The following is a 10,749-nucleotide window of genomic DNA, read 5'->3' on the forward strand; positions in this document are numbered from 1 at the left end:
GACGGGCGACCAAAGGCATGATAGAAGGCGTGGAAGTGACAATCCTCCAAAGTATTCACCACTTTTTCAATCGTAAAGACGAGATGGTCTTGTGGCAAGAAAGAACTGATTTCTAGTGGTAAAGTTGTTTGATTTGTGTTATAGTGAATATGCATGGGATAGCCTTTCTAAATGGTTTATTGTGCAATTCTATTTTACCAAGACTATCGCAACCATGCAAAAAAGCAACGGATTTGCCGTTGCTTTTTTTGGAGATAAGGGACTATTGTCCCAGGCTCTTTGGTATTCTAATGAACCTTACCTTCGTACTCAATTATATACTTGCTTTGTATGATTGTCAACTAAATTCAATTATTAATATCCAGTAGAATTTCCCCCACCCTCTTCTTCCATTTTCTGATTTTAGTTCGGAAGGTGCCAAAGGGAGCGACGGTGTTGATATGGATGAATTTATAGACTGGCCAGACGGCGGTTTTGGTTGCGCCGCCCGCCCATTTTCGCATGTGGGGTTGAAAGATTTCCTCCTCGCTAATACTGTCAATCATCTGATAAAGTTCTTGGATATTGCTGTCCAAGATTCTTTTTAATTCCTGCAAAGACAAGTGAGAATAGGTGCCTGTAAACCACTGATAGAGCTGCCCTAGCTGGTTCCACTTGTAGTCAGCCGAAGGGGTTTTGACGTTCAAGCCCTGCCTTTCATCTCGCTCCCACTTGAGCAGCAAAGTCGTCCAGCCCACTTGATAAGCTAAGTTTTCAGCCGGCGTTCGTTCCACATCATCACACCGTTTATCCTTTAAATTCTCAGGAATGTCGTCAAACTCGGCCACGTATTTGGCGTAGGCTTTAGCGATTTCATTTTTTAACTCGTTTTTGCTTTCGTAGGTTCTCATTGCAGTCCCTCCTTGTCTACATTATAGCAGAAAGGATTCTTTATTCAAAGTCCCACACTGCCATGTGCCTCATGCTCTGCTAGACTTTCGTCACATTCGATTGTTACCCTGCTTATATCATGCGCTTTTAATAGTTGATGGACGGCTTGTTTTGTCTCTTGAACCTTTTTTGGATTTTTTAGGCAAATATGGATCATAGCACATTTTTCTATTCCATCTGTTGTCCAAATATTTAACTGAGGAATGGAAGCAATACCTTCTATCAATTCCAACTCTGTTTTTAACTTTTCTACAGCTAAATCTTCTGGCACGTGATTGAGGAAAATCTTTATATTTTCCCAAAATTTTGGTAGTGCTTGACTCAAAATAAAGAGAGAAATTAATAAAGAAAGGAGTGGATCAAGGAAATACCAATCAGTAAACCGCAGAATCAGAGAAACTAAAATAATAGCTAACCAGCCCAGAATGTCCTCTAAAAAATGAAGGCTGAGAATAGACTCATTGTGCGTGTGTCCCTGATGAACGACGCGGCTCGCAACAAAATTAATAGTAATAGCTACAATTCCCAAAATCAGCATACCGTCATAATTAACCTTTTCGGGCGCAAACAACTTGGGAATATTTTCAAAAAGAACCAAGATTGAACCGACGATAAGAATAATGGACGTCAGCACAGCCCCTAGTAAACTGTAGCGTTTATAACCCAGTGTATAGCTTTCGTCGTCTTGCTTATTGGAAATTTTCTCAAATAAAGTTGACAAGCCAATTGCTACTGCATCACCCGTGTCATGGACAGCATCTGCTAAAACTGCACTGGAATTAAACACAAAACCAAAAATAAACTCAATAATAGCAAAAGAAAAATTCAAAAGAAAAGCAGTAAACATATTTTTGCTAGATTTCATCATAAGCCTCCTAACCAATTTATCTAGTTATTGTACTTCGCTTAAACTTATTGTATAATATATTCAAAACAAGACACCTTGTTCAATAATATTATCTCTCACTTTTAGAAAGGAAACAAGAAACAAAGCTAATCCTTTGTCTGATATTGGACAATGGCTTACTTTTGTTTGGAAAAAGATGGACAGACGGGTCAAAAAATCACGCGCAGCTATTTATCACTCTTTCATTAGCTTGCTCAACCAAAAAAGTTATGAAAAAATTACCGTTCAAGAGATTATTGATCTAGCTGATGTTGGTCGTTCGACTTTTTACACGCACTTTGAAACCAAGGAAAATCTGCTAGAAGAGCTTTGTCAAGATCTGTTTCAGCATACTTTTATTGAACGTCAGTCAGATGGTACTCCTTTTGATATGATTGCTCATATTTTTTACCATTTTCAAAAAAATCAAGACAAGATTGCAACTTTATTGCTATCAAAAAATATGTACTTCACCAGACGGCTTAAACTAGAGTTGGAACATTATCTTTTTCCATTGGTTCAGGAAACCTTATCACAGCAAAAGTCTCAGCTACCTGACTTATTTTTGAAAAATTATGTCACAACAACTTTCATTGAAACAGTCACTTGGTGGCTGGAACAGCGCGATAAAGTAGACGAAACAACTATTACCAACTATTTTTTAGCACTTATAAATTAAATTTTACACATTTTAGGAGAATTATGAAAAAACAACATTCGAGCTTTTTTCTTGCAGGGATTATCATGCTGGGAATTTCCCTGCGGACGCCCTTCACGACTATCCCCACCGTTTTGACCGACATCGCGGCTAGCCTTGATGTCAAGGTCAGCTCACTCGGACTGCTCACCACGCTGCCCTTAATCATGTTTGCCCTCTTTTCTTCCTTGGCACCTGCCTTTGCCAGAAAATTAGGACTGGAACGGCTCTTTGCCTCGGTGCTCTTGGTGCTTACTCTGGGCTCTTTTATCCGGATTTTCAATCTACCCCTGCTCTTTCTCGGTACAATCATCATCGGACTTGCCATTGCTGTTTTAAATGTGCTGCTGCCCAGCGTCATCCAAGCCAATCAACCCGAAAAAATCGGGCTTCTGACCACTGTCTACACAACCTCTATGGGCTTATCCACAGCCTTGGCGGCGGGGTTGGCGGTGCCCATTACCAAGGCGAGCTCCTGGCAAGGTTTAGTGCTGCTGCTCACTCTGGTCTGCCTCATTGCTCTGCTCCTTTGGCTACCAAATGTCCGCTACAACCACTATCTGCATCGCTCAAGCAAGGAGCACAAGCAAGGCTCGCTACTTAAAAATAAAAAGGTCTGGGCTCTGATTATCTTCGGCGGCTTTCAATCCTTGATTTTCTATACCAGTATGACCTGGCTGCCGACTATGGCTGTGCAGGCGGGGATTTCCAAGGACGGGGCTGGTCTACTCGCTTCGGTCTTCTCCTTTATCAGCCTGCCTTTTTCCATGACTGTGCCCAGTCTGACCACGCGCCTTTCTGCTCAAGGACGCAAAATCATGCTGGGGCTCGTTTCAGCTTGTGGCTTCATCGGCATCAGCATGCTGCTCCTAGAGACCGATAACTTCACCTATTGGCTCATCCTCTCGCTCCTGATAGGGATTGCGGTCAGCGCACTCTTCCCCTATCTCTTGGTGACTTTCTCACTCAAGACTTCAACGCCCGACCAGACCGCCCAACTCTCTGGACTGGCACAAACAGGCGGCTACATTCTCGCCGCCTTTGGTCCGACTTTGTTTGGCTACAGCTTTGACCTCTTTCACTCTTGGCTACCAGCGGTCACCCTGCTCCTCATTATTGATGTCATCATGACCCTTGCTCTCTTTTATGTGGAAAAGCAAGACAAGATTTTATAAATAATCCAGAAATAAAAAAATCCGAAATTTCGGATTTTTTTGATTATTCTTTTCCAAAACGGCCTACTTCTCCATCATATTGTGCCCATTCTTTGCTGAAAAATTGATTATTAAGCTTATAAGTTGGAGCTGGTTGTAGGTGGCTAAGAAAAGGATTGACTGCCTTATCAAAAGCTAACCAACCATTCCAACCAAGATGAATCGTATCCTGCATGAAATAAGGCTTATCTCCATCTTTTGAGAAATCTGCTATATTCGTAAAGCCTTGACTCTCCAACTGATAACGAATTTTTGCAACGGCCTTATTATACATGTCCTGATTCAGCCCTGTATAAGCCATCCACTTGGCATTAACTGGTGGAATGACAAACATCACATTTGTTTTAGAAGCTGCAAATTGATTGAGTACCAACTGCAAGTCATTGTACTCAGGTGACTTAATGTAGGAAATATTTTTTTGCTTTCCTCTCATCTTGCCAATCTTATTTTTCAAACGCTGATTATAAAATTTATTGTCAATTCCTAAATCGTTATTAGATGTGTATTTTTTGGCATCTGCTGTCGCGATTTTTTCTAAAACATCGTAAGAGAAAGTATTCGGTAAACGGCCCAACTGAGGCTTGATGAGACGATCATAGTTCTCGTTAATGGTTGAAGTAAAGGGACTAAAGAGTGTGTCCATCCGCCAGTTAAAACCTTTGCTCACCCCAATTTTCGTTTCTTCCCAGCTTGAAAGCGCCTGATGATTAGCTATTTTTTTCACACTGTCTGCCATAGCAACATTTGGGTAAAGTTTCAACAAACGCTGAGCGGCATATTGCTGATAGTCTGTTCCCTCTTGCTGATCCAAAAAGCTAGTCAACTGATCACTAGAAAAATAGGATTGGAAGGCTCCTGCATTGTACCCTGTCTTAGTAAACCACTGAGGTGAGACAACATAGACAACACTCTTCTTCTCTATAGCCGGCAAGATTTGCTGCATGCCAAAATACTGGGTCAAAGAAGCAGCCCCACGTTGCCCTAGTAGGTAAGGTCGGTAAGAACGATTATAGCGTTCCGCCAAGACAGAAGGGTGCATACTATCAAAACGCAACCATTCGCTTGAACCGAAAAAAGGAACAAAGTTATGTTCTTTATCAGAAAATGCGCGAACTTTTTGTGTTCGACTTTTGAATCCTTCGGCCGTTAAAGTCACTGCCGCCTTTTTTTCCGTTGTAAAGTTATGTCCTAGCTGGGTTGGATAAAAAAGTAATAGTCCTAGAACCAGTAAAAAAGCGCAGAAAACAGGGCCTAAAATCAGCCACAAACGTTTAAGCATTGCGTAGCTCCGTTACTCCTTCAATGATTTTGTTAGCTGTATTCCAGTCGTCACGACCAAACTCGGACACGGGAACATGAATGTCAAAGCGTGATTCCAATTCGACAATCAGCTCGACCGTTCCCATACTGTCCAAAACGCCAGCATCAAAGAGATCCTCGTCCATCATGTCAGACACGTCTTCCATGAATAATTCGTCAATAATTTCTATTACTTCTTGTTTTACGTCCATTATCTTTCTCCTCATTATTTCATTTATTTTTTGAACCATAATTCATTTAAAAATCCCGAAAAGATTAAAAATGAAAACATGACTGCATGAAAAGTGATAAACATGCCCAGCGCTTGGGTCAAGCGATTATCAGGCAGAGCAGGTCTACCCGCTTTTTTACGTTCTTTATTGAACGTCTTTTTCTTGCGCAGCCAAGCGTCATTGACCACCAGTCCCACACCGTGGAAAAGTCCATAAGCGATATAGTACCAAGTCACGCCGTGCCAGAAGCCCATAATCAGCATGTTTATGATATAGGAGACACCAGAAGTGACATTGCGGTTTTTGAAAACTTTATTGCGCATCAACACCATAACCAGACGCATAAAGACAAAGTCGCGGAACCAGAAAGACAGACTCATGTGCCAGCGGTTCCAAAATTCCTTCAAATCGCGGGAAAGGAAAGGTTTGTCAAAGTTGACAGGGCTCTTAATTCCCATGAGATAGGAAATGGCTAGCGCAAACATGGTGTAGCCGGCAAAGTCAAAAAAGAGGTCCAAGCCAAAGGCGTACATGACACCCAAGGTCGGTAGATTGAAGACACCACCTGTCTGCACCGCCAACTGCTTGAGCGGCGGCAAAAGCATGCTACCAAAAATATGTGCCAGGACAAACTTGTAAAGAAAGCCCAGCATGATATAGTGAACCACTTTTTCCAGCATATCCAGCAATTCATCGCGGTCGGGAATGTTTTCATAGTCTTCATTGAAGCGCTTGAAACGGTCAATCGGACCACTTGAAAAGGTCGGCATAAAGAGCATAAAGCGTAAAAATTGCCAGAGACTAAAGTCCTTGAGCACACCGTCGCGCATTTCCATGATCATCCCAACCGAGCGGAAGGTCAGATAGGAAATCCCCAGAAAGCCTAGGAGCGACTGGTGGTGCGCCTGAATGGCTGGCGTCACCTTAACCAAGGTCAAGGGCAGAATGGCAAGCAGAACATGCAGGTAAAAGACCCACTTATTGTCGTACTTTTTCCGGTAAAATTTATAGGTAAAGACCCAGAAGGTTTGCCAGACCGTGTAAAAGAGTAAGGCGAAAATCTGCCTCAAGTCGGTTCCTGTCAACATCAAGATGATGAAGACCAGACTGACCAACGCTTCGTAGAAAGCAAAGCGTTTCTTAAAAAATAACCCGATGTAAATGGGCAAGATCGCCAGAATAATATAGATAAAATACTGCGGATTGCCGTAAGGCTCTAAATGAGGGAGCTGTTTGAGAAAATCGATCATCGCTTATTGACCTCGGCAATCAAGCCCTTGATGTCAATCTTACCGTTTGGTGTCAGCGGCAAAGATTCACGGTAGAGAAACTTAGACGGCATCATATAAGACATCATGATGTCCTCCAAATCCTGCTTAATTGCTTTTGTTATATCAATCTCGCGCTCAAATTGCTCTCTTACTCCCTCTTTTAGCACCACATAAGCCAGCAGATTTTGCACCTTGTGGTCTTTATTGTAGCGAGGCACCGCCACTGCAGACTTGATATATTGCGATTTATTGAGATTTTGCGAAACATCCTCTAGCTCAATCCGAAAACCGTTGAACTTAATTTGGAAATCCATACGACCACCGTAAAGGAGCAGCCCGTCCTCGGTCATCGAACCCACATCACCCGTGTGGTAGGCTGGCAAACCCTGAAACTCAAAGAAGGCTTCAGCTGTCTTTTCAGGATTGTTCATGTAGCCTTTGGATACGGCTGGGCCTGACACGATAATTTCGCCTTGCTCACCCAGCGGCAAAACTTTCCCTTCTTCGTCGATGATAAAGGTCGGCGAATCAGGCTTGGTGTAGCCGATTGGTAGGCGCTTGAGATTGGCTAGCATATCGTCTGTCACAGCGACTGCCGATAGTGCTACAGTTGCTTCCGTCGGCCCATAGGCATTGATAATGCGAGCTTGTGGGAAGCGGTCGCGCAATTTTTGAGCGGTTTTGACCGTCAATTCCTCACCGTCAAAGTAAAAATGGGTCAGCTGGGGCATATTTTTAGCCGAAAAATCTTCAGACAGCATCGCCATGTCAACGAAAGACGGCGTTGAAGTCCAAATCTCAATCGGTAAGTCCAAAATCGTGGCAAACAGCTGCTTAAAGTCCTGGGTCACTGCGCTCGGCAGGGCAAAAAGCGTCCCGCCCAGAGCCAAGGTCGGTGCCCAGTACATGACTGACAAGTCAAAAGAATAGGGCGGCTGCGCCAGCATTTGCGGGCGAGGTGGCGTTGCAAATTCCTTATCGCTAATCATCCAGTTGGTGAAACTGAGCAGATTGTCATGAGAAATCTGCACACCCTTAGGCTTCCCCGTTGTCCCCGAAGTAAAGATAATGTAGTAATTATCGTCGCCCTTGACCGAGTGGCTAAGCTCATAGGGCTGCTCCGCAGCAAAAGCTGCCTGCACATCTGACAGGTCAAACCGCGGCACACTAAGCCCTTCCAGCGGGAAAGGATTGATTGCGATGATGAGGCTAGGCTCTGCCACTTCCACAATCGCTGTCACGCGCTCCAAGGCTGAATGACTGTCAATAGGAATATAGGCGTGACCTGACTTGGTCAAAGCCACAAAGGTCGCCAGCATCTCATACTCTTGTCCACCAAAAACGACGACAGGAGACTTTTCTTCTAAACCAAGATTGTCAATCTTAGCCGCCAGAGAATCCGAGTCGCGCTTGAGCTGCCCATAGCTATGAACGTCGCCTAAAATATTATAAACTGGAAAATCAGCTTGAACCTGAGCGAAGTGCTCAATGGTTTCAATCATATCGTTGATTACTGTATGTGTCACGTGAAGCTCCTAAAATTCGTTATAGATAAAGCCACCTTGACCTTGACCAAGGTAAGCAAAAAAGTATAATAATAGCAAAAAGATGATAAAGTAAAGGACTGTCTGCCCAATAAATTTCATCACAATTTTATTTTTTGTCATGTCTCAATCCTTACAAAAGTATCCTCTAAATTTCATCAAACATATCCTATTTTACCATTTTATACACCATTCTTTCAATATCTAACCACTTTTAAAGCGTTTTATTTTTTAAGATGCTCATAGAAAACAAATTAAGATATACTTTTCTATTCCCATAGCCCTTATTCAACATTTATGTCTCATGACTAAAAAACGAATAAGCCACAACAAGGTTTATTCGTCTTTACCTGTATCATTCACGATTAACGAGTTGCTACATATTTGAGTTGCCCAGCATGCTCTTTTGCAAAAGCAGCTGTTTCTGAATCAGGTATTCTGCGCAAATATAAGTTCGCTCGAATCGTTTCATCTTCCTCACGACATGTTGACAGAACAAGATATCTATCTTTCGCATCAATCTTAATATTAGGATTCTTAACTTGTGCCTCAGCCTGAATCTTAGTCAACTGATCTGTAAAATCCTTATCATTTTTAAAACTAGTACGATAGAAAGCCGTTGTTTCTGGCACAATCACCATCGCCATCGCTTCATAATAGAACTTACGCTCGGGTGTTTCGATTACCACATAAGGATGTTGATCAAAATATGCTTGATCACTGTAGTAATTCACATCATTAAACATCCGATGATCCCCAACCTTACTTCCACGAGCATGGCCAAAAAGCCAAGTCAGCCGATCCCTAAAGTTGCGATTATTGTCTGTATCCATAAAAACCGTTCCCAGATAAGGCTGATTGCCACCGTCAAAAGTTTTATCTAGATAGGTTGCGTTGTCTGTTGTTTGCACAACTGGTTCATCAAGTTCCGTTCCCGGCGCATAGACATAAGCAATCGTTTCCTTATTGACCTTCAACAAAGGAGTAAAGCGCTCAGCCAATTCTGCTTTTTCCTCATCAGAAGGCTGGTAAGCCTGCTCAGAGCTACTGCTTGTTTTCATAACTTTTTTAACTGAACTAACAGCCGTATTCGTGTGTTTTGGAAGAGAGAATTTCTGACTGATAAACCAGCCACCCGCTATTAAAACGAGTATCCCTCCGATAAGTGCAATCCACTTGATTACAGCTCCTTTAGATCTTCGTCTTCTTCTCATATATTTCTCCTTGAAAGCCAAAAAATATCACTAAGACCACAATCCTAGTGATACTTTTTATAGCGTAGTAAAGTTATAAATTATTTTACCGCGTTAACCTTCAATAATAATTTTAATTTTCAGCCACGACTTTATTTTCTAACTATATAGTCTCACCGAAAATATTGTAACCTCTTTCAATCTCCTTGTCAAGACTTTTGCAAATATTCCTTTGTTTGAGGAATTTCACTAAATAATCATTCTATGAATTAATTCTTACCAATTTCAAAAAGTGGTGACAGAGGACGTTTTTCATGAATGCGGATAATCGCATCAGCCAAAAGTTCTTCAATTGAGATCTGTTTAATTTTGTCAATCAAACGCTCTTTAGACAAATAAATTGTATCTAAAACAACTAATTCCTTAATCGCAGATTTTTGGATATTCTCCATAGCCGGTCCAGAAAGAACTGGATGGGTACAACTAGCATAGACTTCAACTGCGCCAGCTTCTGCCAAAGCATCAGCTGCATGACAAATCGTTCCCGCCGTATCAATCATATCATCAATCAAAATACAAGTTTTACCAGAGACATTACCAATAATGTTCATAACCTCACTGGTATTCATCTTATCAACACTACGTCGCTTATCAATAATTGCAATCGGAGTCTTAAGAAACTCTGCCAACTTACGAGCACGAGTCACACCACCATGATCGGGACTAACCACTACATACCCTTCACCTTGCATTCCACGCCGCTCAAAATAATCAGCAATCAACGGTGCTCCCATTAAATGATCCACTGGAATATCAAAGAAACCTTGGATTTGGGCTGCATGCAAATCAATCGTCAATAAGCGGTCAACACCTGCAACCTGGAGCATGTTAGCTACCAGTTTTGAAGTAATCGGTTCCCTAGCACGAGCTTTGCGGTCTTGACGAGCATAACCATAGTAGGGCATTACAACGTTAATAGACTCCGCACTCGCACGCTTAAGAGCATCTACCATGATCAAAATTTCCATCAAATTATCATTAACAGGTGAGCTTGTAGATTGCAAGATAAAAACATGTTTACCACGAATAGATTCCTCAATATTGACCTGAATTTCCCCATCAGAAAACTCTTTGACAGAAGATTTCCCAAGTTCCATTCCAATTGCTTTCGCAACACGTTTAGCCAAATCTTGATTAGACGACAAAGCAAACAGCTTTAAATCAGAAAACGACATGATTTCCTCCGAACTTTTATTTCCTTTAACATTGTATCGCTTTTTAGAACTTTTTTCAATTAAAAATAAAAACGCTTTACGCGTTTTTATCAGGCTCTATAATTTCTGTAGTGGGTAAAACCACTGTAGGAATTATGGAGCCTATTTTGTTGTAGAAAAAAAGTCCCATAAGACCTATAATGAAAAGCGATCAAACCATCATTAGAAAGAATCTTATGGAACAATTAAATTTTATCACAAACTTACT

The 10,749-nt window shown here is 41.7% G+C and carries 12 protein-coding genes and 1 pseudogene; 3 read left to right on the top strand and 10 right to left on the bottom strand.

What is annotated here, in order from left to right:
* A pseudogene (locus A3I3_RS11315) lies at positions 1-155 on the bottom strand (IS1182 family transposase); the annotation flags it as partial.
* Between A3I3_RS11315 and A3I3_RS11150 the strand changes: the two are divergent.
* Entirely contained in the window at positions 116-334 is a 219-nt protein-coding gene (locus tag A3I3_RS11150) for a hypothetical protein (RefSeq protein WP_081617464.1), read from the top strand. The pseudogene A3I3_RS11315 and the gene A3I3_RS11150 sit on opposite strands and share 40 nt — an antisense overlap.
* 13 nt (positions 335-347) lie before the next feature.
* Here A3I3_RS11150 and A3I3_RS0107930 read toward each other — a convergent pair whose 3' ends face one another.
* Together A3I3_RS0107930 and A3I3_RS0107935 are read right to left on the bottom strand one after the other, a co-directional pair.
* Positions 348-890 carry a ClbS/DfsB family four-helix bundle protein gene (locus A3I3_RS0107930; protein WP_018372182.1) on the bottom strand — a complete coding sequence of 181 codons (543 nt, stop codon included), beginning with the start codon at positions 888-890 and terminating at the stop codon, positions 348-350.
* Positions 891-934: 44 nt separating this feature from the next.
* Positions 935-1,795: a cation diffusion facilitator family transporter gene (locus A3I3_RS0107935; protein ID WP_018372183.1), complete on the bottom strand. Its 861-nt coding sequence runs from the start codon at positions 1,793-1,795 to the stop codon at positions 935-937.
* A 178-nt stretch (positions 1,796-1,973) separates the two neighbouring features.
* On the opposite strand from A3I3_RS0107935, the gene A3I3_RS0107940 reads away from it, so the two are divergent.
* Both A3I3_RS0107940 and A3I3_RS0107945 read left to right on the top strand, forming a co-directional pair.
* On the top strand, positions 1,974-2,495 hold the full coding sequence (locus A3I3_RS0107940) for a TetR/AcrR family transcriptional regulator (protein WP_026129868.1): 522 nt from the start codon (positions 1,974-1,976) through the stop codon (positions 2,493-2,495).
* Positions 2,496-2,518: 23 nt separating this feature from the next.
* Positions 2,519-3,688 carry a CynX/NimT family MFS transporter gene (locus tag A3I3_RS0107945; RefSeq protein WP_018372185.1) on the top strand — a complete coding sequence of 390 codons (1,170 nt, stop codon included), beginning with the start codon at positions 2,519-2,521 and terminating at the stop codon, positions 3,686-3,688.
* Between the two features lie 43 nt (positions 3,689-3,731).
* On the opposite strand, the gene dltD is transcribed toward A3I3_RS0107945, so the two are convergent.
* From dltD to A3I3_RS0107980, 7 genes are all read right to left on the bottom strand, one after another.
* Positions 3,732-5,006: a D-alanyl-lipoteichoic acid biosynthesis protein DltD gene (gene dltD, locus A3I3_RS0107950; protein WP_018372186.1), complete on the bottom strand. Its 1,275-nt coding sequence runs from the start codon at positions 5,004-5,006 to the stop codon at positions 3,732-3,734.
* Complete coding sequence (dltC, locus tag A3I3_RS0107955; protein ID WP_018372187.1) at positions 4,999-5,238, bottom strand: D-alanine--poly(phosphoribitol) ligase subunit DltC; 240 nt, start codon at positions 5,236-5,238, stop codon at positions 4,999-5,001. The genes dltD and dltC overlap by 8 nt, the downstream gene beginning before the upstream one ends.
* A gap of 23 nt (positions 5,239-5,261) precedes the next feature.
* The gene (gene dltB, locus A3I3_RS0107960; protein ID WP_018372188.1) at positions 5,262-6,509 is read right to left on the bottom strand and encodes a D-alanyl-lipoteichoic acid biosynthesis protein DltB; all 1,248 of its coding nucleotides are present in this window, start codon (positions 6,507-6,509) and stop codon (positions 5,262-5,264) included.
* Entirely contained in the window at positions 6,506-8,032 is a 1,527-nt protein-coding gene (gene dltA, locus A3I3_RS0107965; RefSeq protein ID WP_018372189.1) for a D-alanine--poly(phosphoribitol) ligase subunit DltA, read from the bottom strand. Before dltA ends, dltB begins: the two co-directional genes overlap by 4 nt.
* A 33-nt stretch (positions 8,033-8,065) precedes the next feature.
* A complete protein-coding gene (gene dltX / locus A3I3_RS0107970; protein WP_018372190.1) occupies positions 8,066-8,197 on the bottom strand; it encodes a teichoic acid D-Ala incorporation-associated protein DltX in 132 nt (43 codons plus the stop codon).
* Between the two features lie 242 nt (positions 8,198-8,439).
* Positions 8,440-9,288: a class B sortase, LPKTxAVK-specific gene (gene srtB, locus A3I3_RS0107975; RefSeq protein WP_018372191.1), complete on the bottom strand. Its 849-nt coding sequence runs from the start codon at positions 9,286-9,288 to the stop codon at positions 8,440-8,442.
* Between the two features lie 248 nt (positions 9,289-9,536).
* A complete protein-coding gene (locus A3I3_RS0107980) occupies positions 9,537-10,502 on the bottom strand; it encodes a ribose-phosphate diphosphokinase (protein ID WP_018372192.1) in 966 nt (321 codons plus the stop codon).
* Positions 10,503-10,749: the final 247 nt, after the last annotated feature.

The sequence above is a fragment of the Streptococcus massiliensis DSM 18628 genome (assembly GCF_000380065.1).
Taxonomy (GTDB): domain Bacteria; phylum Bacillota; class Bacilli; order Lactobacillales; family Streptococcaceae; genus Streptococcus; species Streptococcus massiliensis.

What these genes read in the sequence shown, in the direction of transcription:
- dltX (WP_018372190.1), bottom strand. Translation starts at nt 8,197, where the DNA reads ATGACAAAAAATAAAATTGTGATGAAATTTATTGGGCAGACAGTCCTT.
- A3I3_RS0107935 (WP_018372183.1), bottom strand. Translation starts at nt 1,795, where the DNA reads ATGAAATCTAGCAAAAATATGTTTACTGCTTTTCTTTTGAATTTTTCT.
- dltC (WP_018372187.1), bottom strand. Translation starts at nt 5,238, where the DNA reads ATGGACGTAAAACAAGAAGTAATAGAAATTATTGACGAATTATTCATG.
- dltA (WP_018372189.1), bottom strand. Translation starts at nt 8,032, where the DNA reads ATGATTGAAACCATTGAGCACTTCGCTCAGGTTCAAGCTGATTTTCCA.
- A3I3_RS0107980 (WP_018372192.1), bottom strand. Translation starts at nt 10,502, where the DNA reads ATGTCGTTTTCTGATTTAAAGCTGTTTGCTTTGTCGTCTAATCAAGAT.
- A3I3_RS0107940 (WP_026129868.1), top strand. Translation starts at nt 1,974, where the DNA reads ATGGACAGACGGGTCAAAAAATCACGCGCAGCTATTTATCACTCTTTC.
- A3I3_RS0107930 (WP_018372182.1), bottom strand. Translation starts at nt 890, where the DNA reads ATGAGAACCTACGAAAGCAAAAACGAGTTAAAAAATGAAATCGCTAAA.
- srtB (WP_018372191.1), bottom strand. Translation starts at nt 9,288, where the DNA reads ATGAGAAGAAGACGAAGATCTAAAGGAGCTGTAATCAAGTGGATTGCA.
- dltD (WP_018372186.1), bottom strand. Translation starts at nt 5,006, where the DNA reads ATGCTTAAACGTTTGTGGCTGATTTTAGGCCCTGTTTTCTGCGCTTTT.
- dltB (WP_018372188.1), bottom strand. Translation starts at nt 6,509, where the DNA reads ATGATCGATTTTCTCAAACAGCTCCCTCATTTAGAGCCTTACGGCAAT.
- A3I3_RS0107945 (WP_018372185.1), top strand. Translation starts at nt 2,519, where the DNA reads ATGAAAAAACAACATTCGAGCTTTTTTCTTGCAGGGATTATCATGCTG.